The sequence below is a fragment of the Variovorax sp. GW822-FHT04E09 genome, assembly GCF_058800845.1.
This window is the reverse complement of record NZ_JBXAMR010000003.1, coordinates 952602-978663: the sequence shown is the minus strand read 5'-3', so window position 1 is coordinate 978663 and position 26062 is coordinate 952602. Positions and strand designations below refer to the sequence as shown.

At 68.5% G+C, this 26062-nt stretch carries 26 protein-coding genes; 9 read left to right on the top strand and 17 right to left on the bottom strand.

The genetic code is table 11. From position 1 onward, the window contains the following. Positions 1 to 670 precede the first annotated feature (670 nt). From AC1RL8_RS16925 to rtcA, 6 genes are all read left to right on the top strand, one after another. Positions 671 to 1822: a slipin family protein gene (locus tag AC1RL8_RS16925; protein WP_492684840.1), complete on the top strand. Its 1152-nt coding sequence runs from the start codon at positions 671 to 673 to the stop codon at positions 1820 to 1822. A 282-nt stretch (positions 1823 to 2104) separates the two neighbouring features. Further along, positions 2105 to 2908, top strand: coding sequence for a hypothetical protein (locus tag AC1RL8_RS16920; protein ID WP_492684839.1), 804 nt, complete (start codon positions 2105 to 2107; stop codon positions 2906 to 2908). A gap of 20 nt (positions 2909 to 2928) precedes the next feature. Further along, positions 2929 to 4158: an RtcB family protein gene (locus AC1RL8_RS16915; protein WP_492684838.1), complete on the top strand. Its 1230-nt coding sequence runs from the start codon at positions 2929 to 2931 to the stop codon at positions 4156 to 4158. A gap of 71 nt (positions 4159 to 4229) precedes the next feature. After that, positions 4230 to 5594 (top strand): hypothetical protein, encoded by a 1365-nt coding sequence (locus AC1RL8_RS16910; RefSeq protein ID WP_492684837.1) that lies wholly within the window; start codon positions 4230 to 4232, stop codon positions 5592 to 5594. A 14-nt stretch (positions 5595 to 5608) separates the two neighbouring features. Beyond that, positions 5609 to 5962, top strand: coding sequence for a zinc-ribbon domain-containing protein (locus tag AC1RL8_RS16905; RefSeq protein WP_062479873.1), 354 nt, complete (start codon positions 5609 to 5611; stop codon positions 5960 to 5962). Between the two features lie 22 nt (positions 5963 to 5984). Further along, positions 5985 to 7085, top strand: coding sequence for an RNA 3'-terminal phosphate cyclase (gene rtcA, locus AC1RL8_RS16900; protein ID WP_492684836.1), 1101 nt, complete (start codon positions 5985 to 5987; stop codon positions 7083 to 7085). On the opposite strand, the gene AC1RL8_RS16895 is transcribed toward rtcA, so the two are convergent. Next, positions 7086 to 7445 (bottom strand): alpha/beta hydrolase, encoded by a 360-nt coding sequence (locus AC1RL8_RS16895; RefSeq protein ID WP_307637548.1) that lies wholly within the window; start codon positions 7443 to 7445, stop codon positions 7086 to 7088. It abuts the gene before it with no gap. Between the two features lie 117 nt (positions 7446 to 7562). After that, complete coding sequence (locus AC1RL8_RS16890; protein ID WP_492684835.1) at positions 7563 to 9221, bottom strand: adenylate/guanylate cyclase domain-containing protein; 1659 nt, start codon at positions 9219 to 9221, stop codon at positions 7563 to 7565. 43 nt (positions 9222 to 9264) lie between these two features. On the opposite strand from AC1RL8_RS16890, the gene AC1RL8_RS16885 reads away from it, so the two are divergent. Next, complete coding sequence (locus tag AC1RL8_RS16885; RefSeq protein ID WP_492684881.1) at positions 9265 to 9990, top strand: Crp/Fnr family transcriptional regulator; 726 nt, start codon at positions 9265 to 9267, stop codon at positions 9988 to 9990. A gap of 1 nt (position 9991) precedes the next feature. Here AC1RL8_RS16885 and AC1RL8_RS16880 read toward each other — a convergent pair whose 3' ends face one another. The 4 genes from AC1RL8_RS16880 to AC1RL8_RS16865 form a co-directional block, all read right to left on the bottom strand. Further along, the gene (locus AC1RL8_RS16880) at positions 9992 to 10465 is read right to left on the bottom strand and encodes a DoxX family protein (protein WP_070061943.1); all 474 of its coding nucleotides are present in this window, start codon (positions 10463 to 10465) and stop codon (positions 9992 to 9994) included. A 139-nt stretch (positions 10466 to 10604) separates the two neighbouring features. Continuing rightward, positions 10605 to 11609 carry a tripartite tricarboxylate transporter substrate-binding protein gene (locus tag AC1RL8_RS16875; protein WP_492684834.1) on the bottom strand — a complete coding sequence of 335 codons (1005 nt, stop codon included), beginning with the start codon at positions 11607 to 11609 and terminating at the stop codon, positions 10605 to 10607. Between the two features lie 49 nt (positions 11610 to 11658). Then, positions 11659 to 13068, bottom strand: coding sequence for an amidase family protein (locus AC1RL8_RS16870; RefSeq protein WP_492684833.1), 1410 nt, complete (start codon positions 13066 to 13068; stop codon positions 11659 to 11661). Positions 13069 to 13185: 117 nt separating this feature from the next. Continuing rightward, positions 13186 to 13968 (bottom strand): FadR/GntR family transcriptional regulator, encoded by a 783-nt coding sequence (locus tag AC1RL8_RS16865; RefSeq protein WP_492684832.1) that lies wholly within the window; start codon positions 13966 to 13968, stop codon positions 13186 to 13188. A 175-nt stretch (positions 13969 to 14143) separates the two neighbouring features. Between AC1RL8_RS16865 and AC1RL8_RS16860 the strand changes: the two genes are divergently transcribed. Further along, positions 14144 to 14902, top strand: coding sequence for a sulfite exporter TauE/SafE family protein (locus AC1RL8_RS16860; RefSeq protein ID WP_062479543.1), 759 nt, complete (start codon positions 14144 to 14146; stop codon positions 14900 to 14902). Positions 14903 to 15023: 121 nt separating this feature from the next. Here the strand turns inward: AC1RL8_RS16860 and AC1RL8_RS16855 are convergent, their stop codons facing one another. The 5 genes from AC1RL8_RS16855 to AC1RL8_RS16835 form a co-directional block, all read right to left on the bottom strand. Further along, a complete protein-coding gene (locus AC1RL8_RS16855) occupies positions 15024 to 15386 on the bottom strand; it encodes a DUF1428 domain-containing protein (protein WP_062479540.1) in 363 nt (120 codons plus the stop codon). A 70-nt stretch (positions 15387 to 15456) separates the two neighbouring features. Next, positions 15457 to 16932, bottom strand: a complete 1476-nt coding sequence (locus tag AC1RL8_RS16850; RefSeq protein ID WP_492684831.1) for a DHA2 family efflux MFS transporter permease subunit — start codon at positions 16930 to 16932, stop codon at positions 15457 to 15459. Positions 16933 to 16984: 52 nt separating this feature from the next. Then, positions 16985 to 17404: a VOC family protein gene (locus AC1RL8_RS16845; RefSeq protein ID WP_062479535.1), complete on the bottom strand. Its 420-nt coding sequence runs from the start codon at positions 17402 to 17404 to the stop codon at positions 16985 to 16987. A gap of 47 nt (positions 17405 to 17451) precedes the next feature. Next, entirely contained in the window at positions 17452 to 17979 is a 528-nt protein-coding gene (locus AC1RL8_RS16840; protein WP_492684830.1) for an SRPBCC family protein, read from the bottom strand. Positions 17980 to 18025: 46 nt separating this feature from the next. Next, complete coding sequence (locus AC1RL8_RS16835; protein ID WP_062479529.1) at positions 18026 to 18469, bottom strand: VOC family protein; 444 nt, start codon at positions 18467 to 18469, stop codon at positions 18026 to 18028. A 121-nt stretch (positions 18470 to 18590) separates the two neighbouring features. Between AC1RL8_RS16835 and AC1RL8_RS16830 the strand changes: the two genes are divergently transcribed. Next, positions 18591 to 19244, top strand: a complete 654-nt coding sequence (locus AC1RL8_RS16830; RefSeq protein ID WP_062479525.1) for a TetR/AcrR family transcriptional regulator — start codon at positions 18591 to 18593, stop codon at positions 19242 to 19244. A 24-nt stretch (positions 19245 to 19268) separates the two neighbouring features. Here the strand turns inward: AC1RL8_RS16830 and AC1RL8_RS16825 are convergent, their stop codons facing one another. From AC1RL8_RS16825 to AC1RL8_RS16800, 6 genes are read right to left on the bottom strand one after another with little or no spacing between them, the layout of a single operon-like run. Further along, entirely contained in the window at positions 19269 to 19763 is a 495-nt protein-coding gene (locus tag AC1RL8_RS16825) for a MarR family winged helix-turn-helix transcriptional regulator (RefSeq protein ID WP_492684829.1), read from the bottom strand. 36 nt (positions 19764 to 19799) lie between these two features. Beyond that, positions 19800 to 21539, bottom strand: coding sequence for an acyl-CoA dehydrogenase family protein (locus tag AC1RL8_RS16820; RefSeq protein WP_492684828.1), 1740 nt, complete (start codon positions 21537 to 21539; stop codon positions 19800 to 19802). 5 nt (positions 21540 to 21544) lie between these two features. Beyond that, positions 21545 to 22537 carry a Bug family tripartite tricarboxylate transporter substrate binding protein gene (locus tag AC1RL8_RS16815; RefSeq protein WP_062479517.1) on the bottom strand — a complete coding sequence of 331 codons (993 nt, stop codon included), beginning with the start codon at positions 22535 to 22537 and terminating at the stop codon, positions 21545 to 21547. A 34-nt stretch (positions 22538 to 22571) separates the two neighbouring features. Next, positions 22572 to 23336, bottom strand: a complete 765-nt coding sequence (locus tag AC1RL8_RS16810; protein WP_492684827.1) for an SDR family NAD(P)-dependent oxidoreductase — start codon at positions 23334 to 23336, stop codon at positions 22572 to 22574. A gap of 19 nt (positions 23337 to 23355) precedes the next feature. Then, complete coding sequence (locus AC1RL8_RS16805; protein ID WP_492684826.1) at positions 23356 to 25209, bottom strand: feruloyl-CoA synthase; 1854 nt, start codon at positions 25207 to 25209, stop codon at positions 23356 to 23358. Beyond that, positions 25206 to 25979: a crotonase/enoyl-CoA hydratase family protein gene (locus AC1RL8_RS16800; RefSeq protein ID WP_095746702.1), complete on the bottom strand. Its 774-nt coding sequence runs from the start codon at positions 25977 to 25979 to the stop codon at positions 25206 to 25208. The genes AC1RL8_RS16805 and AC1RL8_RS16800 overlap by 4 nt, the downstream gene beginning before the upstream one ends. Between the last annotated feature and the right edge of the window lie 83 nt (positions 25980 to 26062).

Below are 26062 nucleotides of genomic sequence, written 5' to 3'. Positions count from 1 at the left end.
TTATCTGAATGCTAGCAAGGGATCGGCGCCGTGTCACACAGGGCGAAGAAGAAATTTCCCTTGCCGGTCAATGACTTGCATCGCCGTCGCCGCGTTTCCAGGCGCCGTGCGCGCAAGCTGGCACGCTCGCTGCAATAGAGAGTCTGTCCGGATGCAGTTCATCCGCTCCCAGGTGCCGCATGAAAGCGGCCCGGTGCCGCAGGCCAGACCTGTTCTTGGGTCCGCGGTATGCCGCTGTTGAACTGTGCTGGTCACTGGACTTGTTTCAGTCTGCTCATGGTGGAGCACCGTGCTAACCACGCGGCGTGGCGGGTTCGATTCCCGCAAACAACCTTCGGCGGTGTTCGCACCGCCGCTTTGATGGGGGCGAAAGCCCCACCGCCCCGGCACACCGGAGCGAGGCGCAGGGCAGGGCTCGGCCGAGCGACACCGTGCCAGTGCAGGCGGCTTGCGCATCGCGCGTTCTGCAAGGAACCGCATGCAGCCATCGACGCAGAAGGAGGCGATGGCGCAGCTCGAAAGGCGGCGCCATCGCACCGACCCGTCGACCGCTGCGTTGCTGACCTCGCAAGCCACGGTGCCCGCCGCCTGCCCTTCGTGGGCCCCGATACGAAACACAGACGAACGACGAACGACAACCGCAACGAAGAAGAAGAGAGAGGAAGAAAAAATGCTGGGATTCACCCAATTCACCGTCAAGAAGAACGAACGCGTGCTGCTGCTGCGCAACGGCGATTTCGAGGGCCTGTACACCGCCGGCAAGCACCGTGTGTTCACGGGCTTCGACACCGTGCAGCTCGAACGTTTCTCGCTGGCCGAGCCGGCCTTCGAGCACGAGCTGGCCGACTACTTCCTGGCGCGCGAGCCGCAGCTGGTGCAGCGCGAGTTCGTGCAGGTGTCGCTGGGCGAGACCGAGGTCGGCCTGCGCCATGAAGACGGCGTGCTGGTGCAGGTGCTGCCGCCCGCCACCCGCAAGCTCTACTGGCGCGGCCTGCGCGAGCAGCGCGTCGACGTGATCGACGTGGCCGCCGATGCACGCCTGCCGGCCGAGCTGCTGGCCAAGCTGCAGAGCGTGGCGCTGCGTCCGCGTGCGGTGCAGGGGCTCGAAGGCGTGCTGCTGGTGCAGGTGCCCGAGTTCCACGCCGGCGTGCTGACCCTCGAAGGCCAGATGCAGGCGCTGCTGCCGCCGGGCAACCACGGCTTCTGGCGCTTCAACCGGCAGGTGGCCGTGACCAGCGTGGACCTGCGCTCGCAGATCGCCGAAGTGAGCGGCCAGGAAATCCTGACCCGCGACAAGGTGGGGCTGCGGCTGAACCTGTCGGCGGTGTGGCGTTTCGCCGATGTGCGGCAGGCCCTGGCGCAGATGCCCAAGCCGGCCGAGCATGTGTACCGCGAGCTGCAGTTCGGTCTGCGCGCGGCGGTGGGCGAGCAGACGCTCGACGCGCTGCTGGAGAACAAGTCGGCCATCGACCAGACGGTGCTGGCGCAGGTGCGTGAGCGGCTCGAGGGTTCGGGCCTGGTGCTGGAGAGCGTGGGCGTGAAGGACATCATCCTGCCGGGCGAGATGAAGACCATCCTCGCGCAGGTGGTGGAGGCCGAGAAGTCGGCCCAGGCCAACGTGATCCGTCGCCGCGAGGAAACCGCGGCCACGCGCTCGCTGCTGAACACCGCCAAGGTGATGGAGGGCAACCCCGTCGCCTTGCGGATGAAGGAACTCGAGACGCTGGAACGCGTGGCCGAGCGCATCGACAAGATCTCGGTGGTCGGCGGCCTGGACCAGGTGCTCAACGGACTCGTGACGCTGCGGCCGAACGGGTCCTGAGCGGTAGAGAAAAGAGAGAGACACGGGCACGCAGGCACAGAAGGGAGCGCCACTGCCAAAAATGTTTGAAATTGCCGGCAGCCTGGGTAAGACCAGGTACGGCGGGCAAGTCGGTCGACGAGCAAGGTTGAGGATGCAGGTGCTGGCTCCGATGACGGGTCTGTCACTGGCGCGCGTTTCCAATCGTCGACTGGGCCATCGGACTCAAACACCATGGTCGCCGTATTGATGCGGGTTCGAATCCCGCCGTGTCCACCATCTTGAAGTTGGAGCAGGGAAAAAATGAACGAAAAACTGTTGAAGCCTTCATTTGCGATGAGCCAAGCGGTAGAGCAGGCCTACGCCGTGTTCAAGAAGTACCGGGCGCCAAGTCACATGCTGGACGTCTGCATCTCCTGTTGCATGGACGACGCGCTGGAGAAAGAGATGCGTTGCCTGCCGTTGTTGCAACTCACCGCCAGACACTTTTATGAGTACAACACTTCTGCCAAAAGCGAAGTGCAGCCCGGTAACGAAATCAAGTACTTCTTGCCGCGAATGTTCGACTTGTTGAGTCAGGGCGCCGAGCTGCACCACTCGACGGAGCTTTATCTGGACCGTCTGGGACGCTGCGAGGCGGGAACATTTTCAGTGCAGGAGCGTGCGGTCATCGATGCATTCGCATTGGTGTTCTTTTCCGAAGGACTGCGGCGGCACCATTGGCAAGAACAGGCATCCAACCACTTCATGGGAGGCAATGCCTTTGACATCCTGCTGATGTTCCATCTGGGTGGCATCGGATTGGAACCCTTGCTGGCGCATTGGCTAGAAGCAGAGAGTCCCGGTGCAACGTTGCACTACGCCAATGCCGGCTACTGGGACTTTTGGAAGGCTCGGGAAATTGAGAATGCCTTTGCCGACGACCGGCCCGTATTTCGCGAAACCATGAAGTCATGGCTTTTGGATGCACATCATCGCGATCTCTTTGCCAAGAAGATGCTGGCCTTGGACATGTCGACGATCGAACAGCACTCCGCTTGCGGGTGCAGTGCAGGAATGGGTCCCAAGGAAATACTCGATTCGGTGTTTGATTTGATTGCCGATTGAAGAAGAAAACGAAAGAAATTATGGAAACGAAGACGAACTACAAGCTGCACGAAGTGGCCAACGGCGTCCCCGTGAAGATGTGGACGAACGGTGTGCCCGTGGAAGACGAAGCGCAGAAGCAGCTTGAGAACGCCGCGCGCCTGCCCATCGTGTTCAAGCACATCGCGGCCATGCCCGACGTGCACTACGGCATCGGCGCGACCGTGGGTTCGGTGATCCCGACCTTCAAGGCCATCATCCCCGCCGCCGTCGGCGTGGACATCGGCTGCGGAATGATGGCCTGCAAGACCACGCTCAATGCACGCGACCTGCCCGACAACCTGGGCCCGCTGCGTTCGGCGATCGAGAAGGCCGTGCCGCACGGAAGCAACCCCAAGCGAATGGGCCGTGACAAGGGTTCGTGGGAAACGCCCCCCGATGAAACCGATGCCGCCTGGGCGAAGCTGGTGGATGAGTTCGATGCCATCTGCGAGGACTACCCGCGCATCAGGAACACGAACAACCACAAGCACCTGGGAACGCTGGGTACCGGCAACCACTTCATCGAGGTGTGCCTCGATGAGGCGGGCGCCGTGTGGTTCATGCTGCACTCGGGTTCGCGTGGCGTGGGCAATGCCATCGGTACGCACTTCATCGAACTCGCGAAGAAGGATGCCGAACTGCACCAGCGCAACCTGCCCGATCAGGACCTGGCGTACTTCGAGGAAGGCGCCCAGTACTTCGGCGACTACGTGCGCGCGGTGGGCTGGGCCCAGAAGTTCGCACGGGCGAACCGCGAAGTGATGATGCAGCGCGTGGTCGCGGCCGCGCGCAAGGTCATCACCAAGCCTTTCGAGGCACACGTGGAAGCGGTGAACTGCCACCACAACTACGTGAGCCGCGAAACGCACTTCGGGCAAGACGTGCTCGTGACCCGCAAGGGCGCGGTGAGCGCGAAGCTCGGCGAGCTGGGGATCATTCCCGGCAGCATGGGCGCCAAGAGCTACATCGTGCGCGGCAAGGGCAACCCCGAGAGCTTCATGAGCTGCAGCCACGGCGCGGGCCGGAAGATGAGCCGGACGAAGGCCAAGAAGCTCTTCACCGTCGCCGACCAGATCGCCGCGACCGAAGGCGTCGAATGCCGCAAGGACGCCGACGTGATCGACGAGATCCCGATGGCCTACAAGGACATCGACGCGGTGATGGAGGCGCAGAAGGACCTGGTGGAGGTGGTTTACACGCTCAAGCAGGTGGTGTGTGTGAAGGGGTAGAGCCAGGTGCGATCATCGCCCTGGCAAAGGGAGGCGGCGCAAGTTCCAGGCGCCGAGAAAAGGACATTGCGATGACATGGTGGAAAAGTAGAACCGCGGCGGTGCCGACGCTGGATGCGAGTGCGCTCGCATTCAGCGAGTTGAAAGAGCTTGCACGTTCCTATGACGGCTATCAGCGCGAAGCCGTCGTGGCCGAACTGGTGCGGCGTCAGGACCCGCGGGCCATCGCCATCCTGCTTGTGTGTATCGACGACTGGGTGCCGGGGGTGGGCGAGGCTGCAAAGAAAGGCCTCGCCTCCTTCATGCGCGACGAGTTCATCGGCCATTGGGCGCATGCCTTGCCGGAACTGGCCTTCGCTTATCGCATCCGCAGGACCGACCTGCGCGCGCTGCGAGCCGCCATCGAGGATTTTCTTGCGCGCAACACCGACGAGCTGGAGCGTCAGGCGCCGGTGCTCGACGATGCCATGCGGCGTTGGATCTTCACGCTGCGTCTCCAGCGGGCGAGCGCGGGTCCAGTGCTTCTGGCGCTGCTGACACAAGGTGCGCTCTCGCGCGACCCACCGACGGCGCAGCTCTGCCTCAACGCGGCAGACCGGCTGCAGTCGTCGGCGGACAGGCGCAAGTTTTTCGAGAGCGCTTCCCGTGCATGCCTGCCGCGTGTGCGGGCAGCGGCCACCCGGGTGCTTCTGGGCGAGAAAGACTTCGATGTGCCGCGGTTTGCCCGGTCCATGTGCTTCGACACGAGCGCGGTCGTGCGTTCGCTGGTCGTGAATTCGTCGGCTGTGAGCAGGGAGGAGTTCGCCAGTCGGGCGGCGGAGATCTTGGAACTCCCCCAAGTCGACGCGCGAAAGACGGCCGCCCTTAACGTGCTGCACTTGCTTCAGGACTCGCGCGCGACGGGGTATGCCCGTGGGTTGCAGGCGTCGAAGGTGGTGCCGCTGCGGCGCCTTGCCCGATGGCTCGTGCTCTGTGCCGCGAAAGACGAAGAGGTCGACAAGGAGTTGATGGAGATCCTGGCGGACGCTTCACCGAAGGTACGTCGCCTCGCGGTCGAGCACATCCGGCGCGGCGCATCGCTGCCTCGCCCGGATGCGCTGATGCGCATGGGTCTGGAACGTCAGGAGGTCGCACCGGAAGTCATGGCAATGCTCAGGTCCGGATCGCCCTGGGATCGCTTGCTGTTTGTCATGGCACTCATGGAGAGAGGGAAACTTTCCAACGATCTCTGCCATGCCGTGACCATTGAAGTCGAGTCCTGGTGCAAGGCGATGGCCAATTGCTACGTGCCTCCAAAGGAAACGCAGAAGGCGGCCGTGGCTGCTTTCTGGAACCGAAGAAAAGAACTGCTGTCCGAGGAAAGTCCACGCGCTCTTCTGCCCTATGGCTTCCCGAGTGAGATGGAGCTCCACCTGCGTGCCTTTCGGATTATTTGAAGAACATTGCGATCATGAAAAGCAACAAGCAACGCCGCGCCGAAATCAAGGCGCACCGCCTCGAACGCGCCGCGCGTGCCGTGGCATTGCAGCAGCGCCAGGCCGATGCACGCTTGCTGCGCGCCGAAGGCATGGTTGCGGCCGACACGGCCTTGCTGGCCGCGCACAACAACACCTACGGCCCGTTGCCCACCTTCTACGTCGACAAGGCGTTCACCTGCCGCGATTGCGGCGCGCAAGAGGTGTGGACGGCCAAGCAGCAGAAGTGGTGGTACGAGGTGGCGCTCGGCAGCATCCACAGCACGGCGGTGCGCTGTCGCGCATGCCGGCTCGGAACGCCTCGAACAAGAACAACGACAAACGACTGAACAAGAGAGAAAGACTTTCCCGATGACGGAAGCACAAGAAGAACAACGAGCACTCGATGCCGTCGAACTCGACGGCTCCCAAGGCGAAGGCGGCGGCCAGATCCTGCGCACCGGCCTCGCGCTGTCGATGGTCACGGGCCGGCCGCTGACCATCGCGAAGATTCGCGCGGGCCGGGCCAAGCCGGGCCTGATGCGCCAGCACCTGGCGTGCGTGCACGCGGCGGCGCAGATCAGCGGCGCGCAGGTCGAGGGTGCCGAGCTGGGTTCGCAGTCGCTGCGCTTCGTGCCGGGGCCGGTGCGCGCGGGCGACTACCGTTTTGCGATCGCCGGTGCGGGCAGCTGCATGCTGGTGCTGCAGACGGTGCTGCCGCCGCTGCTGCTGCAACCCGCGGGCCAGGTGAGCCGGCTGCGGCTGAGCGGTGGCACGCACAACCCGATGGCGCCGCCGTTCCACTTTCTGGAGCGCGCGTTCGCGCCGCTGGTGCGTCGCCTCGGCGGCGACCTGCAGCTCGTGCTGCGCCGCTGCGGCTTTTATCCGGCCGGTGGTGGCGAGGTGGACGCGACGATCGTGCCGGCAGCGGACGGCGCGCGGCTGCAGGCCTTCGACCTGCTGTCGCGTGGCCATCTGCTGGCGGGCCATGCGGAGTGCCTGGCGCCCGGCCTGCCGCGCCATGTGGCGGCGCGCGAACTCGAAACGGTGGGGGCGGCGATGGGCTGGTCGGCGCAGGCCGAGCAGCTGCGCACGGTGCCGACGCGCCAGAACGAAGGTCCGGGCAATGCGCTGCTGGTGACGCTGGCCTACGCGCACCTCACCGAGGTGTTCACGGCCTTCGGCGAGAAGACGCTGAGCGCGGAGCAGGTGGCGCACGGCCTCGTGAAAGAGGTGCGCGCGTTCCAGAAGCACGAGGACGCGGCCGTGGGGCCGCACCTGGCCGATCAGCTGGCGCTGCTGCTGGCGCTGGCGGTGTTCCGGCAACCGGGGCACTCGGGCGCGTTCACCTGCAGTGAAGTGACGCCGCACACGCGCACGAACTGCGCGGTGATCGAGCGCTTCCTGCCGGTGCGCTTCACGATCACCGAGGCCACCGGCCCGCGCGCGGCGCGGGTGCAGGTGGCGTCGTGATTACAGGCCGGCCTGGCGCGTGAAGCTCACGGCCGGCTTCTTGTAGGCGGCGGGCACTTCGTCGCGGTAGAAGGCGCGGCGGTCCAGGCTTTGCAGCGGGTTGTGGGCAGCAGCCACGGCCTGGTCGCGCACGGCCTGGCGGTCGAGCGTGGAGGTCACGGCGACGGTGCCTTCGGCGGCGGCGTCGGAGTATTCGTTGCCGTTGCGCGCAGCGGCGACGGCTTCGGTGCGCACGTCGGCGCGGCTGGCGGCCGAGGTGATGGCGTGCACGCCTTCATACGTTTCGGCGTGGGCCGCGCCCACGGTGCCCAGCAGGGCGAAGGCGGCGGCGGAAATGGCGAGGAGTTGCTTGCTGTTCATGATGAGATTTCCCTTGAGTCTGTGGGCGGCGGACAGTCGTCGTTGCCACAAGCTGCAGTGTGAAACCGCATCACGGAAGGCGCTGTGCGTTTGCGCACCGAATCCGGCAGGTGGTGCTCAGGCCGCTTTCCCGGCGCGTGAATACATCACGGCCAGCGGTTCGGAGCGCCCGCGCACGTTCAGCGTGTCGACCGGCCCCAGCGTTGCTTCGGCGCCGGCCTGTTGCGCCGCGAACTGCGAGACCACGAGCCGCGCTGAAGCAGTCTTCGAATGGTCCTGCAGGCGGCTCGCGGTGTTGACCACTTCGCCGATGGCGGTGAAGGTGGTGGTCTCGAGGTAGCCGACTTCGCCGACGGCCGCGCGCCCGGCGTGCAGGCCCATGCCGAAGTCCAGCTGCTGGCCGAACTGGGCCTGGAAGTCGACGTTCCATGCGTCCATGCGCTCGCCGATGAGCTGGGTGGCATGCAGCGCCTGCCGGCAGGCGGTGGGCAGGTCGCTCTCGAGGCCGAAGATGGCCATCACGCTGTCGCCGATGAACTGGTTGGGCACGCCGCCGCTCTCGCGCACGGCGGCGCCCACGATGGCGAAGTAGCGGTCGAGCACGTAGGCCAGGTCGAAGGGCCACTGCCGCTCCGACAGGCCCGACCAGCGCCGCAGGTCGACGAACAAAATCGCCACGTCGCGCTCGTGCCCGAAGCGGCCGACCGGCGCGGGCCGGCCCTCGCGCGGCAGCGGCGCGAACAGCGGTGTCACCTCGATGCTGCCGCGCGGGCGCAGCTGGCAGGCCAGCCGCACGTCGTGCGGGGCGCGCACGCGCTCGAGCGTGCGCTGCTCGTCGCGGCCCGGCGTGCCGATGTGTTCGGGCGCGCCGCCCACGCGCACGCGGCAGGTGGAGCAGCGCGCGCGTCCGCCGCAGATCGACACGTGCGCGATGCCGTGCGAGCGGCTGGCTTCGAGCACGCTCCAGCCGGGCGGCACGTGCACGGTGCGGTCGGGGTAGCGCAGCGCCACGGTGGCGCCGCGCGCGCGCCGGGCCAGGCGGCTGCGCGCCGCGTAGGCCGCGAGCAGGGCCAGCAGCGCCAAGGCGTAATAGAGCTTGATGTTCGTCTCGGCGGCGTTGAGCGCGCGGCCCTGTTCGGGCGTCGGCAGCACGACGGGCGGCACGCCGGTCCACTGGAACTCGCGCCCCATCGAGACGAAGCCCATCGCGGCGGTCACCGGCAGCAGCACGGCCACCGCGAGCAGCGGCGCGAACAGGCGCCGGTAGAGCGGGCGCACGCGCAGCGCGAAGTGCAGGCCGAGGCAGCCGTGGGCCCAGGCGGCCAGCATCATGCCCAGCTGCGCGCCCGCGCCGGCCAGGTCCCACAGGCCCCAGACCACGCGCACGTACGAGCCCTCGATGCCGTAGGCCAGCCAGGCGCCGCGCATCGCGGTGAGGTGGGTGGCCAGCAGCAGCGGCAGCGCAAAGCCCAGCAGCACGCGCAGGGCTTCGAGCGGCGGCATGCGCAGGGTGCGGCGTTCCCACAGGGCGGCCACGGCGAGCACGAGGTGGGTGAGGGCGGCGCCGTACAGCAGCAGCGTGCCGGGCAGGCTGTGCCAGAACTTCTGCACGCCGCGCAGCACGGTCTCGGCCGCGGCGAAGGAGACGATGCCCAGCGAATGGTTCAGCAGGTGCGCCGTGATGTAGGCCATCAGCACCAGCCCGCTCGCCCAGCGGAGGTTGCGCCGTGTCGGCGTTCTCAGCAAAAAAGGGGAAGGAGGGGAACGTCTGTCCATGAACGGGTTCGAAGCGGCACCCGAGCATAATGCGCGCGCCTCGATGACCACCGGCATGGCCCTACCCGAACCCACCCCCCGCTCCAGCCTCGCGCTGCGCCGCATCGCGCTGCTCGAAGGCCTGTCCGACGACCGCTTCGACCATCTGGCGCGCCAGTGCCTGTGGCACAGCGTGGCGGCCGGCAAGCCGCTGATGCTGCGCGCCGACCTGCAGGGCGAGGTGTTCCTGCTGGTGTCGGGCCGCGTGCGCGTGACGACCTACGCGGCCAACGGCCGGCAGGTGACGTTCCGCGATTCGGAGGCCGGCGCGCATTTCGGCGACATCGCCGCTTTGGACGGCGGGCCGCGTTCGGCCGACGTGGTCACGCTCGAACCCTGCGTGGTCGCCAGCCTGGACCGCGCGGCCTTCCTGTCGCTGCTGCGCGAGGAGCCGCTGGTGGCCGAGCGCGTGATGCAGCGGCTGGCCGCGCTGGTGCGGCAGCTGTCGGAACGGGTGATCGACCTGAGCACGCTGGGCGTGCAGAACCGCCTGCATGCCGAGCTGCTGCGCCTGGCGCGCGAGGCGGGCATCGACGGCAACGAGGCCCGGCTGGAGCCCGCGCCCAAGCATGCGGCGCTGGCCAGCCAGATCAGCACCAACCGCGAGCAGGTGACCCGCGAACTCAACACGCTGGTGCGCGGCGGCGTGCTGCGCAAGGACGGCAAGGCGCTGGTGGTGGCCGATGCCGAGCGCCTGGCGCTGATGGTGTCGCAGGTGCGCGGCGACTAGATCAGTTCCAGCGGCCGTTCGGGCCGGCCACGCTGTAGCGGCCGGCGCCCATCAGCGCCACGCTCAGTGCGCCGAACAGGTACAGGCCCTGCAGCTCCAGCGCCCAGCCGCCCTGCTTGGTCAGCGCGAACAGGTCGGCCATGTGCACGAGGCCGAAGGCGAAGAGCATGTTGATCACCACCACGGCGGCGGCGGCGCGCGTCCACAGGCCCGCGATCATCAGCAGCGGCGCGACGATCTCGCCCACGAACACGAGGTAGGCCAGCCCGCCGGGCAGGCCGGCCTTGGCCAGCATGCCGCCGATGAAGCCGACGCCGGCCGAGAGCTTGAAGATGCCGTGCAGCAGCATCAGCACGCCGACCGACACGCGCAGCACCAGCTTGCCGGCGTCGTCGCGGGCCGCGGGCGTGGCAAGGAACGACGAGGAGGAAGACGCCGAAGCGGCGGAGGCGATCGGGGCAGCCTGGGTGTTCATGGCGAATCCTTGAGTGGAAGAAAAAAGGAAGAAGGCCGCCGCGGACTGCGGCGGTTGCCATGCCAGTGTGAGAGCCCCGCCGTCGCCGGTCGGTGCGTTTACGCACACTTTTCGGCGGTTGGGTCGCCGTCGCCGGGCCTCAGTCGCCCTTGTAGCCCGAGGCCTTGATCACCGGCAGCCAGCGTGCGGCCAGCGCGTCGGTGTAGCGCACCACCTCTTCGCTCGAGGCGCCGGGCAGCAGGTCGTAGCCCACGCGGCCGAGCTTTTCGCGCACGTCGGGCAGGGCCAGCACCTTGCGCACGGCCCGGTTCCACTGCGCCAGCGTGGCGGGCGCGGTGTTGGCGTGGGCGTAGAGCACGTAGCGCGACGAGGCCACCAGCGTCGGGTAGCCCGACTCGGCGAAGGTCGGTACGTCGGGCAGGCCGTCGGCGCGCTTGTCGCCGGCCACGGCCAGCACGCGCAGCTTGCCCGCGCGGTGGTACTCGGTGAGGGTGGTGGTGGCGTCCATGCCCGAGGCCACCTGGCCGCCGATCAGCTCGGTGACCATGGCCGCGCCGCCGCGGTAGGGCACCAGGGTGGCGCCGCTGCGCGACAGGGCCACGAAGTCCATGGCCAGGAAGTGCAGCAGCGAGCCCACGGTGGTGATGCCGATCGAGCCCTGGTCGGGGTGGGCCTTGGCGGCCTGGACGAACTGGGCCAGCGTCTTCACCGGTGAGGCGGCGCTCACGGCCAGGCCGAACTGGATGCCGCTCACGTCGGTCACGGGCTTGAAGTCGGTGGCCGGGTTGAAGCGCATGTTGGCGTAGATGGCGGGGCCGATGAACATCGGGTCGACCGGCGCCAGCAGCATGGTGGTGCCGTCGGCGGGGCTGTTCTTCAGCACCTCGGCCGCCAGCCGCGTGCCGGCGCCGGGGCGGTTGTCGACCATGACCGGGCGGCCGAGCTCGTCCTTGAGCTTTTCGGACAGCAGCCGGCCCATGAAGTCGGCCGGGCCGCCGGCCGGGAAGGGCACGATCAGGCGGTTGACCGCCGGCTGCGCGTTCGCGCCGTACGGCAGCAGGCCGCCCAGGCCCGTGGCCGCCGCTGCGCGGATGAGGCCGCGCCGCGAGAGCGCAGCGCCGGTGGGGAAGGTGAAGGGGGTCATCGAAAGTCTCCGGGTGGTTGGAATCGTTGGAAGAACAGAAAAAGAGAGATCACTGCGCGACCAGCGGCGTGAAGTGGGCCGCGTCTTCGATCGCCTGGCCGGCCTCCAGCAGCAGGTCTTCGCGGAAGCGCCAGGCCAGCAGCTGCACGCCCATGGGCGCGCCGCCGGCCATGCCGGTGGGCACCGCGAGGCCGGGCATGCCGAGCGCGGCGGTCGCGAGCAGCGGGCTCTGGGCGTCGATGAGGGCGCGGGCGCGTTCGAGGCTGGCGACGTCTTCGTCCTGCGGGCAGGGGCGCTGCCACGACACGGGCATCAGCACCAGCGGATGGGTCTGCATGAACACCGACCAGCTGCGTAGCAGCGCCTGGCGCCGCGCGAGCGCATCCAGAAAACCGTCGCGGTCGGTCTCGGCCATGCCTTCGAGCAGGTAGCGCTGGCTGCGCCGCATGAGGTCGTCGCCGTGCTGCTCGACGCCCGCGATGATGTTGCGGCGCGTGTCGTCCACGATCAGCGTGCGCCACAGGGCGGCGGCCTCGCCGAAGCAGGGCAGCTCGGCTTCGTCGACCGCGTAGCCCGCCTGCTGCAGCCAGCGCGCGGCGTCGTCCAGTGCCTGCGTGACGGCCGGGTCGACCGGGATGCCCGGCGCGCGCTTGAACAGCGCCACGCGGATCGGGCCGGCGGGGCGCGGCAGCTCGTGCGGCATCGGCACCCAGTTCGGGTCGCGCGCGTCGGGGCGCGCCATGGCCTCGTAGCCCAGGCGCAGGTCGGCGATGCTGCGCGCCAGCGGCCCCTGCACCGACATGAGCTGCGGCGTGATGCCGCGCTCGCTGGTCGCGCTCGGGTTGAAGGCCGGCACGCGGCCGGCGGTGGGGCGCAGGCCGGCCACGCCGCAGGCGTACGCGGGGTAGCGGATCGAGCCGCCGATGTCGTTGCCGTGCGCCAGCGCGCCCATGCCGCTGGCCACCGCCGAAGCCGCACCGCCGCTGGAGCCGCCGGGCGTGACGGCCGCGTCCCACGGGTTCAGCGTGCGGCCGTGCACGCCGTTGTCGGTGAACCAGCGCGACGAGTAGGTCGCGGTGTTGCTGCGCCCCACGATGACGGCGCCCGCGCTGCGCCAGTGCGCCACCACCGGCGCGTCTTCGCGGGCGATGTGGTCCTTCAGCGGGATCACGCCGTTGGTCGTGGCGTGGCCGGTCTGGTCGACGTTGACCTTGATGCTCACCGGCACGCCGTGCAGCGGGCCCAGCGGCTCGCCGCGCAGGGTGCGCGCGTCGGCGGCATCGGCGCTGGCCAGGGCCTCATCGGCCAGCACCTCGGCCAGGGCATTGAGGCGGGGGTTGAGTTCGGCGATGCGCGCGAGCACGCTGGTCGTCACTTCGCGGCAGGACAGCTCGCGGCGGCGCACGGCGTCGGCGAGGTCGGTGGCGCTGCGCTGCCAGAGGGCGGGGGATGCAGTCATGGGAGGTCTCGAGGAAAGTTCGGGCAAAGGAAACCCGCACCCCGGCGCAACCGGGGTGAAGGCAAGAGAGAGCAGGGGGAAGAAGGCGGCGGCGGATCAGCCCGCGCCGCGCAGGCGTCAGCCGGTCGGTTTCTTCATGAGCAGGCTGCCGCGGTCGACGCGGGATTCGGCCTCCAGGGCCAGGGCTTCGGCGTGTTCCATGTGCACGCGCATGACCTCGCGCGCACGCGCGGGGTCGCGGGCGCGCAGCGCGTCGAGCAGCTCGGTGTGGCTGTCGACGATCTCCTCGTCGAACTGGTCGAACTCCGTGAGTGCGTTGCGCACGATGATCACGCGGCGGATCACGTCGTTGAGCAGGCGGCACACCAGCGCCAGGAAGGGGCTGCTGCAGGCCTCGGCCAGGCGGTCATGGAACAGCAGGTCGGCCTCGCGGCGCTCGTTCCAGTCGGCGCTGCCGCCGTGGGCCGGGTGGCTGTGGCCGATCAGCGCCTCCAGCGCGGCCAGATCGGCCTCGCTGAGGCGCGTGGCCACGTTGGCGGCCAGCTCGGGCTCGACCACGCGCCGCAGCGCGTACAGCATCGTGATGTCGACCGGCTGGAAGTACAGGAAGTTCGACACCGCCTGCAGGCACTGCTCGTACGAGGCCTGCGTGAGCGTGGCGCCGCCGTTGGGGCCGGTGCTGATCGCGACCAGCCCCTGCACCTGCAGCGCGGCCAGCGCCTCGCGCACCGTGCCGCGCGACACGCCGAGCTGCTCGATCAGCTCTTTCTCCTGCGGCAGCTTGTTGCCGACCTGCTGCTGGGTCTGGACGACCCAGCGCTTGATGTTGTCGACCACCTGGTCGGAACGCTTCACGCGCTTGTCGCGCGTGAGCGAAGGCTTGGGTTGGGAAGGGGGCATCTGCGTTCCGTCTATTTATGATCATAAATGTCATAAATATGGAAAACACTGTCAAGCGGGTTGTCCCCCGAGGCCCGTGCCGGGCGGGCCGTCGGCAGGAAAACGGGCTTCCTGCTACGCTCCCGGGCGGCCCGCCTGCCCCTGGCGGGCTTTTTTCTGCGCTGCTGGTTTCCCCATGGTTTTTCCCCTCATCACCGACCCGTCGTTCTACGCGGTCGCCGTCCCCGCCGTGCTGCTGCTCGGCATCAGCAAGAGCGGCTTCGGCGCCGGTTTCGGGTCGCTGGCCGTGCCGATGATGGCGCTGGCCGTCACCGTGCCGCAGGCGGCGGCGATCCTGATGCCGCTGCTGCTGCTCATGGACCTGCTCGGCCTGGCCGCGTTCCGGCGCGACTTCGACCGCTCGCTGCTCAAGTTTTTGATTCCGTTCGGGCTGGTCGGCACGGTGATCGGCACGCTGCTGTTTCGCGTGCTGTCGGCCCACACGGTGGCGGGCATCGTGGGCGTGTTCACGCTGGTGTTCCTCGCGCAGCGCCTGCTGTTTCCACCCAAGCCCAACGACCCGCTGCCGTCGCGCGCGGTGGGCGCGGTGCTGACGACCGTGTCGGGCTTCACCAGCTTCATCGCGCATGCGGGCGGGCCGCCGATCAATGCCTACGTGATCCCGCTGAAGCTCAAGCCCGTGGTGTTCACGGCGACGATGGCCTACTTCTTCTTCGTGGTGAATCTCAGCAAGTGGATTCCCTACGCATGGCTCGGTCTGCTCGACTTTCGCACGCTGGCCACCTCGCTCGTGCTGATGCCGATCGCACCGCTGGGCGTGTGGATCGGCATCCGCATCGCACGCCGCATCGATGCGACGTGGTTCTATCGCTTCGTCTATCTGGGCATGCTGCTCACGGGCCTGAAGCTCGTCTACGACGGCTTCCTGGCCTGAGGCCGGCCGCAGGCCAGGCCCCTTCGTGAAACACCGAGGAACCGGCTTTGCCGGGCCTCAGGTGTTGCCCCCGGTAGGGGGTTGGAGAAGCGACACGCAGTGCGCGAAGCCTGGGGGCGAGTCAAAGTTCCACGATCGACTTGAAGCCGCCGAAGATCATGCGTTTGCCGTCGAACGGCAGGTTCTTCATGTCCATCATGGCCTCCAGGCGCGGGTCGGCCATGACCTTCTTGTTGATCGTGTCGCGGTGCTTGCGCGACTTGTAGGTGATCCACGAGAAGGCCACGGTCTCGTCGGCCTTGAGCTTCACGCTCTGGGGGAACGACGTGAGCTTGCCGGGCTTCACGTCGTCGGCGATGCACTCCACGTACTCGAGCGCGCCGTACTCCATCCAGACCTTGCCGGCCTTGCGCGCGAGCTTGCGGTAGGCCTCGACGTTCTTGGTGGGAATGGCGACGATGAATCCGTCTACATAACGAGCCATGTCTGTTCTCCTGAATAGGGGATAGAAACGTTGAAAAAGAAAAAGCGGGGGCTGCATGGCGCCGTCGCGTTCACGACGACGCCGTCTCGCCCGCCGCGCCCGGGGCCGACGCTGCTTCGTTGTTGTTCTGGGTGTGTCCCGGCGCGGCCGGGCGAAGCAGCAGGACCCCGATCAGACCCGCCGCCGCCGCGAACACGGCGCCGACCAGGAATGCCAGGTTGTAGCCACCGGTGAGCGCCAGCGGCATCTGCGCGCCCGCGGTGGCCGTGGCGGTGGTGCGTGCCGCCGCGGCGCTGGCCAGCACGGCCAGGCCCAGGGCGCCGCCCATCATGAAGGCGGTGTTGACCACGCCCGAGGCCAGGCCCGAGTCGGCCGGGTCGACCTCGCTCATGGCCGCCAGCAGCACCGGGTTGAAGGCCATGCCCGCGCCCAGGCCCAGCAGCACCATGCCGGGCAGCACGTCGAGCACGAAGCTGCCGTTGACCGGCGCGCGCGCGAACAGCGCCAGCCCGAGGGCGGCGAGCCACAGCCCCGCCGCCAGCGGCTTGCGGATGCCGAAGCGCATCACGATCTTTGCGGAGAGGCCGAGCGAGAACACCGCCATGATCACGTTGGCTGGCAGGAAGGCCAACCCGATCTGCATCGGCGTGTACTGCAGCACCAGCTGCATGTACAGCGCCGAGATGAAGAACCACGCGAACATGGCCGCGGCCCACAGCACGCCCACCACGTTGGCCACCGACACGCTACGCAGCTTGAAGAGGCCCAGCGGCATCAGCGGATGCTGCACGCGCGCCTCGATGGCGATGAAGACGGCCAGCAGCACCACGGCCGCGCCGAGCAGGCCCATCGTCTGCGTGGAGCCCCAGCCCGCCTCGTTGCCGTTGACCACGCCGTACACCGCGAGCATCAGCGACGAGGTGACGGTGATGGCGCCGGCCACGTCGAGCTTCTCGCCGTGCGCGTGGCCGCGTGCGTTGGGCAGCAGCGCCACGCACAGCGCATACACCGCCACGCCGATCGGCAGGTTGACCAGGAAGATCCAGTGCCAGCTCAGCGTGCTCGTGAGCAGCCCGCCCAGCAGCACGCCGATGCTGCCGCCGCCCGCGCACACGAAGCCGTACACGCCCATCGCCTTGGCGCGGTCGGCCGGCTCGGTGAACAGGTTCATGATGAGCGAGAGCGCCACGGCCGACACCACCGCGCCGCCCAGGCCCTGCACCGCGCGCGCCGCCACCAGCAGTCCCTGCGAGGTCGAGACCCCGCAGGCCAGCGAGGCCAGCGTGAACAGCACCAGGCCCGCGAGGAACACGCGGCGGTGGCCGTACAGGTCGCCCAGCCGCCCGCCCAGCAGCAGGAAGCCGCCGAAGGTCAGCATGTAGGCGTTCACCACCCAGACCAAAGACGTCTCGGAAAAACCGAGGTCGGTGCGGATCGAAGGCAACGCCACGTTCACGATCGTGGTGTCCAGCACGATCATCAGCACGCCCAGGCACAGCACCATCAGGGCGAGCCAGCGCTTTCGGTTGTCGAGGGTTTCGGTCATGGAAGGTGCTTCCTGCGAAGAAGGGAAAAAGTAAAGAGAGGCGGCTCCGTGCTCAGACCAGTGCCTTGCCGCCGTTGATGAGCCACGGCGTGCCGAAGCGGTCGGTCACCATGCCGAAGCCTTCGACCCAGAAGGTCTTCTCGAAAGGCATGCCGATCGAGCCGCCGTCGGCGAAGGCGTCGAAGATGCGCCGCGCTTCGGCCACGGTGTCGAGCGTGAGCGCCACGCCGAAGCCCTTCATGCCTTCGAAGGGCTGGCCCGGCATGGTGTCGGAGGCCATGAGGATGCCGTCGCCGTAGGTGAGCGACGCATGCATGATCCGCTTCTTGGCCTCGGCCGGCATCTGCTCGGTGTCGGGCGCTTCGCCGACGGTCATCATCATCTGCATGGTGCCGCGCAGCGTCTTCTCGTAAAAGCGCATGGCCTCGGCGGCGTTGCCGTCGAACGTGAGGTAAGCGTTGATGGGGGACATGAGAGTTCCTTGAATGATTGAGGTGAGTCGATGAGGGGAGGAGGCGTTTACTTTTCGGTTGCGCTCTTCAGATTGGCCAGGCCCGCCTCGAAGTCCTTGCCGATCATCTGGTCCATGTCGAAGAAGATGCCCATGAGCTTGGCCATGTAGGGGCTGGGGCCGTACATGGCCCAGGTGACCTGCGTGGCGCCGCCCTGCGGCTGCAGCGTGAACTCGGCCGTGTTGTGGCCTTCGAAGGGCTTCACGAAGTCGAGCTTGATCGCGACCTTCGACGAGGGCTGCGACTCGGTGATTTCCATCGTGCCCGCGCCCGCCTTGCTGTTGCCTTCCCAGGCGTAGGTGGCGCCCTTGCCGCTGGCGGCGCCGCCGTAGGTGCGCTTCATGGCCGGGTCGAGCTTCTCGTAGGGCGACCACGCGCTCCAGCGGTGGAAGTCGTCGATCAGCGGAAAGATTTTTTCGGCCGGCGCGTCGATGCGCGTGGTGCGCTCGACGCGGAAGCTGTCGGGCCGCGTGGCGCCGTAGATGAGCAGCGCGGCAATCAGCGCGAGGACGGCGAGGACGATGGTCTTGAGCATGATGAAGAAAAGCGTGTGGGAAGAGTGAAGAACGAGCCCCCGCGCATCACGCGGCGGCCGGGTCCGCCACCAGCAGCCAGCCCACGCCGAAGCGGTCGCTGAGCATGCCGAAGCTGGTGGTGAAGAAGGTCGGGATCAGCGGTTGCATCACCTGGCCGCCATCGGCCAGTGCGTCGAACCACTTGCGGGCGTCGGCGTCGCTGTCGGCCGACAGCGACAGCATGATTCCCTTGAACTCGGCCTGGCCGGAGCAGCGTCCGTCGGACAGCATGAGCTCGGTCTGGCCGATGCGCAAGACCGAATGCATCACTTTGTCAGGGCCGGGCATGCCGCCTGCGCAGCCGGCTTCGGGGTTGCCCTCGGGGCCGCCGGTGGCCGGCGCCTCGCTGTAGCGCATGAGCTGCACGACTTCGGCGCCGAGCGCCTTCTTGTAGAAGGCAATCGCTTCGTCGCAACGACCTTCGAAGGACAGGTAAGACTGGACTTTCATGGCGTTTCCTTTTGGTTGGTTCACGGGCACAACGGGTCTGCGCGAAAACAATGGAATTACTTTGTGTACACCGTCCACAAAGAATAGCAGAGATAATGGACAGTGTCCACATGGAGTCGCGATGAAGCTCAACAACGTTCCCGAAAGCCTGCCGCCCGCGCGCAGCACCTACCGCCACGGCGATCTGCGCCGTGCGCTGCTGGATGCCGGCATCGAACTGGCGCGGGACGGGGGCCCCAGTGCCGTGGTGCTGCGCGAGGCCACGCGCCGCGTGGGCGTGGTGCCGAACGCGGCGTATCGCCACTTCGCCAGCCGGCACGACCTGCTGCTGGCGGTGCGCGCCGCGGCGCTGTCGGAGGCGGCCAAGGCGATGGAGGGCGAACTCGCCGTGCTGCCCTGCGACCAGCCGCCCGCCGACTTCGCGCGCGCCCAGGTGCGCGCCATCGGCACCGCTTATCTGCGCTTTGCGCAGGCGCAGCCGGGGCTGTTTCGCACGGCCTTCGTGGTGTCGGAAGACGCGCAGGGCGACGTCGGTCCCGACGGCGCGGGCGCCAGCGGCATGAACCCGTTCGAGTTGCTGGGCGCGGCCGTCGACCGGCTCGTGGACGCGGGCCTGCTCGACCCGGCGCGGCGCCCGGGCGCCGAATACCTCGCGTGGTCGGCGGTGCACGGGCTGGCGTTGCTCATCATCGACGGCCCGCTGCGCGGGGTCGACGCAACGGCCACGCACGCGCTTGGGCAGCGCCTTATCGACATGGTGGAACGCGGCCTGTAGCCGCAGCGTCGCCGCGCTCCGGTCTCAGAGATAGATCTTCTGCAGCAGCTTGATGAGCGTCTCCCGCTCGCGAGTGCTCAGGCGGCTGCTGGCTTCGGTTTCCAGTTGCACCACGGCCTGCTCGGCCTCGCGGATCAGCGTCTCGCCGGCCGGTGTGAGGTGCAGGCCGACGGCGCGGCCGTCGTGCGGATGCGGCCGGCGTTCGATGAGGCCGCGGCCGTCCAGCGTGGCCACCAGGCTCACGAGGTTGGGCGGCAGGATGTCCAGCGTGTTGCACAGCTGCCGCGAGGTGGCGCCCGGGTTGTGCGCCAGCAGCGAGAGCACCGAGAAGTCGATCTGCTTGAGGCCGTAGGGCGCCATGCGGTCGGCGAACACGGTGCTCACGATCAGCCAGGCGCGCCGGGCGTTGTAGCCGACCAGCCCTTCGAGCACGCGGGCGTCGAGCCGGTCCGACCGGGGAGACGGCGCGGCGGCGGTGTCGGTCTTGGCGGACGTTTTTTTCGCGGGGGAAGGAGGCATGCAGCGAGCGTAACCGCGCGTTGCTTTCTCGAACAACTAGCGTGACGCCTCTTGTGCGGAATGCGCCAGTGCGACACCCTCACAAGCCCGTTTGACGATGCCCAGGCGCATCTCGAACTCGGGCAGCACCCAGCGCCGGAAGGCCGCCGCGGCGCGAACGCGATCCGCATCATCGGGCGCGGCCACCTCGATGCGGGCCCAGGCCCACGCCATCAGCGTGAGCATCACCACGCGCAGGAAGTCGTCCGCCACCTCGTAAGGCAGCACGGGGTTGGCGTGCGCCGCCATCGCCACCGTGGTGCCCAGGTAACGCAGCTGCGCCAGCCGGCGCTGCACATCGGCATCGGCCTCGCGCGAGGCGTCGAGCGTGTCGCGCAACTCGAGCAGCACAGCCGACAGCGCCGCGCCGCCGTCGGGCAGCACCTTGCGCACCAGCAGGTCGATCGCCTGGATCTCGTTGGTGCCCTCGTAGATCATGGTCACGCGCGCGTCGCGCACCACCTGCTCGACGCCCCATTCGCGCACGTAGCCGTGGCCGCCGAACACCTGCAGGCAGTCGCTCGCACCGTGGAAGGCCTGGTGCGTGCAGGCGGCCTTGAGCACCGGCGTGACGAGCGAGCACCAGCGCTGCGCGCGCTCGCGGGCCTTGGGGTCGCTGTCGTGCGTGGCGATGTCGAGCATCAGCGCGCTGCGGTAAGCCAGCGCGCGCGAGCCCTCGATCCAGGCGCGTTGGGTGTCGAGGATGCGGCGCACGGCCGGGTGCTCGGCGATCAGGTCGGCCGCCTCGGTGCCGCGGCTGGCGGGCGCGGGGCCGGGTGCACGCATCTGGCGGCGCTCGGCGGCGTAGGCGTCGGCCTTCTGCCAAGCGGCATCGAGCAGGCCGATGCCCTGCAGCGCCACGTGCAGGCGCGCCGCATTCATCATCACGAACATCGCGGCCAGCCCGCGACCAGGCTCGCCGACCAGCCAGCCGGTGGCGTCGTCGAAGCGCATCGTGCAGGTCGGGCTGCCGTGCAGGCCCATCTTTTCTTCGATGCGCTCGCAGTGCACCGCGTTGCGCGCACCGTCGGGCAACACCTTGGGCACCAGCGCCAGCGACAGGCCCTTGGGCCCTGCCGGTGCATCGGGCAGGCGGCACAGCACGAGATGCACGATGTTCGGCGTGAGGTCGTGCTCGCCGCCTGAAATGAAGATCTTGCTGCCGTTCACGCGCACGCTGCCGTCGGCCTGCGCCGTGGCGCGCGTGCGCACCTGGCCGAGGTCGCTGCCGGCGTGGGCTTCGGTGAGGCACATGGTCGCGAGCCATTCGCCGGTCGCGATCTTCTGCAGATAACGCGCCTTCAGTTCGTCGCTGCCGTGATGCTTGAGGCAGGCGTATGCGCCGTGCAGCAGCCCCGGCGCCATGGTGAAGCCGTGGTTCGCGGCGCTGAGCCATTCGTAGAGGATGGCCTCGAGCACCGCGGGCAGGCCCTGGCCGCCGTCTTCGGTGGCGGCGGAGAGCGCCGGCCAGCCGCCGTCCACGAAGGCCTGGTAGGCCGCGCGAAAGCCCGGGGGCGTGACGACCTCGCCGCCCTCGAAGCGGCAACCCACCTCGTCGCCCTCGCGGTTCAGCGGCGCGATCACCTCGCCGACGAAGCGTGCGGCTTCTTCGAGCACCTGCGACTGCAGCGGCTCGTCGACCTCCGCGAAGGGCGCGAGTGCGCGCAGGCGCGTGGGCGCATCGAGCACCGCGTTCAACAGGAAGCGAGCGTCTTCGGGGCGAGGCTGGTAGTGCATGGGGCTCAGGACTCGGCGGTGAAGCCGATCTTCTTGACCAGCGGGCCCCAGCGTTCGTACTCGGACTGCAGCGACTTCTTCATCTCCTCGGGCGAGGAGCCGTGCGCGATCAGGCCCACCGACAGCAGGCCGTCGGCCACGGCCTTGTCCTTCAGCGCGGCCTGGATCGCGGTGCTCGCGACGGCGATGGTCGCGGCCGGCGTCTTCGCCGGTGCGAAGAAGCCGAACCACTCGTCGGCGACGATCTCGGGGAAGCCCTGCTCGGTGAAGGTGGGCACGTCGGGCAGGTAGGCGGGGCGCTGCGCGCCCGAGGTGGCGAGCACGCGCAGCTTGCCGGCCTTGGCGAACGGCAGGCAGTCGCCGGCGGGCGTCAGGCACGAGGCGATCTGGCCGCCCACCACGTCGTTGATGCCGGGCAGCGAGCCGCGGTACGGCACGTGGCGCAGATCGGTGCCGGTGCTCAGGCCCAGCAGCGCGCCCAGGAAGTGCGGCGTGGAGCCCGCGCCCGGCGAGCCGTAGCTGGCCTGGCCGGGGTTGGCCTTGGCCCAGGCGATGTAGTCCTTCAGCGTCTTCACGCTGGCCGGCACCATCGGGCCGACAGCCAGGCCGTGCGTCATGACGGCGCCGATGGAGATGGGCGCGAAGTCGGGGATGGCGTAGCTGAGCTTGGTGTAGATGTGCGGGTAGATCGACAGCGCCGAGGCCTGCGCGAGGCACAGCACCGAACCGTCGGCCGGCGAGGTCTTGAGCGTGTCGAGCGCGATGCGCCCGCCCGCGCCGGGCTTGTTCTCGACCACCGGGTTGGTGGCGGTGAAGGGCGTGTTGCCCAGCTTGTCCGCCACGCGGCGGGCCACGCTGTCGCCCGCGCTGCCGGCCGGAAAGCCGTAGTAGATCTTCACCTGCTGCTGCACCGCCTGGGCGAGTGCGGCAAGGGGATGCAATGCGGCGAGCGCGGCGGTGCCGCCGAGCGCCGCCGTGAATTGGCGTCGGGTGGTCATGGTCTTGTCTCCTGGTTGTCTGCGGGGGCGGGAATCAGCGCGGCGCCATGCGCAAGGCGCCGTCGAGGCGAATCACTTCGCCGTTCAAGTGGCCGTTGGTGACGATGTGGCAGGCCAGCTCGGCAAATTCCGAGGGCTTGCCCAGGCGCGGCGGGAACGGGATCGACGCGGCCAGCGAGTGCTGCACCGGCTCGGGCAGCTCCAGCAGCAGCGGCGTGGCGAAGAGGCCGGGCGCCACGGTGCACACGCGGATGGCGTGCTGCGCGAGGTCGCGCGCCATCGGCAGGGTCATGCCGACGAGGCCGCCCTTCGACGCGCTGTAGGCCTGCTGGCCCACCTGGCCGTCGAAGGCCGCGACCGAGGCGGTGAAGAGCATCACGCCCTTTTCGCCGTTGTCGAGCGTGTCGAGCTTGGCGCAGCGCGCGGCAAAGAGGCGCGCCATGTTGTAGCCGCCGATGAGGTTGATGTTGACCACGCGCACGAAGTCCTCGAGCGGCGCCGGGTTGCCGTCCTTGCCGACGATGCGCTTGGCGCTGCCGATGCCGGCGACGTTCATCAAAATGCGCGCGGGGCCGTGTGCGGCCTGCGCCTTGTCGAGCGCGGCGTTCACGCTGTCGGTGTCGGTGATGTCGCAGACGCAGGCGACGCCGCCGATCTCTGCGGCCACTTTCTCTGCGAGCGCGGCGTTGCGGTCGAGCACCGCGACCTTGGCGCCCAGGCGTGCGAGTTCGCGCGCAGTGGCCTCGCCGAGGCCCGAGGCGCCGCCGGTGACGAGTGCGGCTTGTCCTTCGATCTTCATGGGTTGTCTCCTGATTGGGTTAGCGGGGCTTGAGCGTGAAAGGCAGCGTGTCGGCGTGCAGCGCGTCGGCCAGTGCGGCGCGGTGCTTGAGCACGGCGCGCTGGTTGATCGAGCCCTTGTCGGTCACTTCGCCCTTGTCGATCGACGGCGGCTCGGCCATCAGGTGCAGCCGCGCGATGCGGTTGGCGCTGCCGGTGGCGCCGGCCGCGAGCGTGTCCACCACCTGCTGGAAGTGCGCCTGCACCGGAGCGCTTTCGAGCACCTGCTGCAGCGGGGCGTCGGCAGGCAGGTCGGCGAGCTGGCGCACCTTCTGCGTAGTGAAGATCAGCGCACCGACTTCCTTCAGGTTGATGCCCGTGAGCACCGCGTCCTGCACGTAGGGCGAGCCGGCCGCGATGATCTTCGCGCGCAGCGGACCCACGCTCACGAAGGTGCCGGTGGCGAGCTTGAAGTCTTCGGCGATGCGGCCGTCGAAGCGCAGGCCGCGGTGGATGTCGCGGTCGTCGATCCACTTCACCGCGTCGCCGGTGGAGAAGAAGCCTTCGTTGTCGAAGGCCTCGGCGGTGGCCTCGGGCGCGCGCCAGTAGCCGGGCGTGATGTTGGGGCCGCGGTAGCGCACCTCGGTCTTGCCGTCGACCTCGATCAGCTTGAGCTCGATGCCGGCGGCCGGCAGGCCCACGTCGCCCGACTTCACGTCGGGGCCGGTCACGTACAGCGCGAAGGGGCCCGACTCGGTCATGCCCAGGCCGGTGCCCATCACGATGCGCTCACCGACTTCCGATTCCTGCGTGCGGTGCAGGCTGTCCCACACGGGCTGCGCGAGTGCCGCGCCCGAGTAGAAGAACATCTTCACGCGCGACAGCAGGTTGCGGCGCAGCATGGCGTCGCTCTCCATCGCGTTGGCGATGGCCTCGAAGCCGGTGGGCACGTTGAAGTAGATGGTGGGCGCGATCTCGCGCAGGTTGCGCAGCGTCTCGGCCATGCCGGCGGGCGTGGGCTTGCCGTCGTCGATGAACAGCGTGCCGCCGTTGTCCAGCACGATGCCCACGTTGTGGTTGCCGCCGAAGGTGTGGTTCCAGGGCAGCCAGTCGACCAGCACGGGCGGCTCGTCGCCCAGCGCGGGAATCGACTGGCGCAGCTGCTGCTGGTTGGCGCACCACATGCGGTGCGTGTTGATCACCGCCTTGGGCATCTTGGTCGAGCCCGAGGTGAAAAGAAACTTGGTGATGGTGTCGGGGCCGGTGGCCTGCATCGCCGCGTCGATGGCGGGCGTGGCCGGCGTGGCGGCGAGCACGTCGAAGCGCGTGGTGGCGCGGCCTTCGAGCGTGCCTTCGGCGAGCACGACCTCGGTGCCGGCGGGCACGGTGGCCGCGATGGCCTTGGCGAAGCGCGCGGCGTCGGCCGCGAACACCAGGCCGGGCGTGAGCGTGTCGATGACGTGGCGCAGCTTGTCGTAGTCCTGGCTCACGATCGCATAGGGCGGCGACACGGGGCAGTAGGGCACGCCCGCGTAGAGGCAGCCCAGCGCGAGCAGCGCGTGCTCGATGCCGTTCTCGCTGAGGATCACGACCGGGCGCTCGGCGTTCAGGCCGCGATCGAGCAGGGCCTGTCCGATGCCGCGCGCTTCTTCCAGCGCCTGCGCATAGCTCACGCGCAGCCAGTCGCCGGTGCGGCCGTCGGGCAGGCGCTCGCGGCGTGCGATGAAGGTGCGATCGGGCGCGACCTGCGCCCAGTGCGCGAGCCGGTCGGTCATGCGCTCGCGGTAGGCCTGCAGCGGCGTCTCGGCCGTGAGGTAGCGCGTGCCCGGCGCGCCGTCGCGCAGCACCGCGCGCGTCACGCCGAAGGCCAGCGGGCGGTAGCGGACGGCGGTCATCCCTTGCTCACCTTGGCGCCGCGGCCTTCGAGGAAGTCGCGCACGCGTTCCTTCGCTTCGGGCGCGGCCTGGACGATGCCCGACATCAACGCCTCGGTGAAGAAGCCGTGGTCGGCCGACTGCTCGGAGATGCGCGGCAGCGCGTGCATCAGCGCGTAGTTGGTGAGCGGCGCGTTGGTGGCGATGCGCTTGGCAAGCTCCAGGGCCTTGTCGAAGGCGGTGCCCTCGTCGACCAGGTACTGCGCGAAGTTGGCGCGCTCGCCGTCTTCGGCGTTGTAGACGCGGCCGGTCATCATCATGTCGGTCATGCGCGCCACGCCGATCAGCTTGGGGATGCGCACCGAGCCGCCGCCGCCCACGAAGATGCCGCGCGAGCCTTCGGGCAGTGCGTAGAAGGTGGAGCGGTCGGCCACGCGGATGTGGCAGGCGCTGGCCAGCTCGAGCCCGCCGCCGACCACCGCGCCGTGCAGCGCGGCCACCACCGGCACCGGGCCGTGCTGGATCAGGTCGAGCGCGCTGTGCCACAGGCGCGAGTGCTGCATGCCCTGGCCGGCGTCGCGCTCCTTGAGCTCGCTCAGGTCCAGGCCGGCGCAGAAATGCGGGCCCTCGCCGTCGAGCACGGCCGCGCGCACCGTGGCGGGCAGCGTCTCGAAGGTGTCGCGCAGCGCGAGGATCAGGCCGTCGGACAGCGCGTTGCGCTTGGCGCCGCGCGTGAGACGAACGATGGCGACGTCGTCGCGGATGTCGAGGTGGAGGTCTGGATTGGTCATGATGGTGTGCGGGGTTGCGTTGGATTATGGTTATGAGAAATAATCAATTCAAGGCATTGGAGCCTCCCGAAACCTAGGGACTT

Excerpts from the sequence above, each read along its gene's own strand:
- rtcA (WP_492684836.1), top strand. The coding sequence starts at position 5,985 with ATGACGGAAGCACAAGAAGAACAACGAGCACTCGATGCCGTCGAACTC.
- AC1RL8_RS16820 (WP_492684828.1), bottom strand. The coding sequence starts at position 21,539 with ATGCACTACCAGCCTCGCCCCGAAGACGCTCGCTTCCTGTTGAACGCG.
- AC1RL8_RS16875 (WP_492684834.1), bottom strand. The coding sequence starts at position 11,609 with ATGACCCCCTTCACCTTCCCCACCGGCGCTGCGCTCTCGCGGCGCGGC.
- AC1RL8_RS16810 (WP_492684827.1), bottom strand. The coding sequence starts at position 23,336 with ATGAAGATCGAAGGACAAGCCGCACTCGTCACCGGCGGCGCCTCGGGC.
- AC1RL8_RS16845 (WP_062479535.1), bottom strand. The coding sequence starts at position 17,404 with ATGTCCCCCATCAACGCTTACCTCACGTTCGACGGCAACGCCGCCGAG.
- AC1RL8_RS16815 (WP_062479517.1), bottom strand. The coding sequence starts at position 22,537 with ATGACCACCCGACGCCAATTCACGGCGGCGCTCGGCGGCACCGCCGCG.
- AC1RL8_RS16805 (WP_492684826.1), bottom strand. The coding sequence starts at position 25,209 with ATGACCGCCGTCCGCTACCGCCCGCTGGCCTTCGGCGTGACGCGCGCG.
- AC1RL8_RS16835 (WP_062479529.1), bottom strand. The coding sequence starts at position 18,469 with ATGAAAGTCCAGTCTTACCTGTCCTTCGAAGGTCGTTGCGACGAAGCG.
- AC1RL8_RS16850 (WP_492684831.1), bottom strand. The coding sequence starts at position 16,932 with ATGACCGAAACCCTCGACAACCGAAAGCGCTGGCTCGCCCTGATGGTG.
- AC1RL8_RS16870 (WP_492684833.1), bottom strand. The coding sequence starts at position 13,068 with ATGACTGCATCCCCCGCCCTCTGGCAGCGCAGCGCCACCGACCTCGCC.
- AC1RL8_RS16825 (WP_492684829.1), bottom strand. The coding sequence starts at position 19,763 with ATGCCTCCTTCCCCCGCGAAAAAAACGTCCGCCAAGACCGACACCGCC.
- AC1RL8_RS16890 (WP_492684835.1), bottom strand. The coding sequence starts at position 9,221 with ATGGACAGACGTTCCCCTCCTTCCCCTTTTTTGCTGAGAACGCCGACA.
- AC1RL8_RS16920 (WP_492684839.1), top strand. The coding sequence starts at position 2,105 with ATGAACGAAAAACTGTTGAAGCCTTCATTTGCGATGAGCCAAGCGGTA.
- AC1RL8_RS16915 (WP_492684838.1), top strand. The coding sequence starts at position 2,929 with ATGGAAACGAAGACGAACTACAAGCTGCACGAAGTGGCCAACGGCGTC.
- AC1RL8_RS16855 (WP_062479540.1), bottom strand. The coding sequence starts at position 15,386 with ATGGCTCGTTATGTAGACGGATTCATCGTCGCCATTCCCACCAAGAAC.
- AC1RL8_RS16880 (WP_070061943.1), bottom strand. The coding sequence starts at position 10,465 with ATGAACACCCAGGCTGCCCCGATCGCCTCCGCCGCTTCGGCGTCTTCC.
- AC1RL8_RS16885 (WP_492684881.1), top strand. The coding sequence starts at position 9,265 with ATGACCACCGGCATGGCCCTACCCGAACCCACCCCCCGCTCCAGCCTC.
- AC1RL8_RS16865 (WP_492684832.1), bottom strand. The coding sequence starts at position 13,968 with ATGCCCCCTTCCCAACCCAAGCCTTCGCTCACGCGCGACAAGCGCGTG.
- AC1RL8_RS16840 (WP_492684830.1), bottom strand. The coding sequence starts at position 17,979 with ATGCTCAAGACCATCGTCCTCGCCGTCCTCGCGCTGATTGCCGCGCTG.
- AC1RL8_RS16910 (WP_492684837.1), top strand. The coding sequence starts at position 4,230 with ATGACATGGTGGAAAAGTAGAACCGCGGCGGTGCCGACGCTGGATGCG.
- AC1RL8_RS16905 (WP_062479873.1), top strand. The coding sequence starts at position 5,609 with ATGAAAAGCAACAAGCAACGCCGCGCCGAAATCAAGGCGCACCGCCTC.
- AC1RL8_RS16860 (WP_062479543.1), top strand. The coding sequence starts at position 14,144 with ATGGTTTTTCCCCTCATCACCGACCCGTCGTTCTACGCGGTCGCCGTC.
- AC1RL8_RS16800 (WP_095746702.1), bottom strand. The coding sequence starts at position 25,979 with ATGACCAATCCAGACCTCCACCTCGACATCCGCGACGACGTCGCCATC.
- AC1RL8_RS16925 (WP_492684840.1), top strand. The coding sequence starts at position 671 with ATGCTGGGATTCACCCAATTCACCGTCAAGAAGAACGAACGCGTGCTG.
- AC1RL8_RS16895 (WP_307637548.1), bottom strand. The coding sequence starts at position 7,445 with ATGAACAGCAAGCAACTCCTCGCCATTTCCGCCGCCGCCTTCGCCCTG.
- AC1RL8_RS16830 (WP_062479525.1), top strand. The coding sequence starts at position 18,591 with ATGAAGCTCAACAACGTTCCCGAAAGCCTGCCGCCCGCGCGCAGCACC.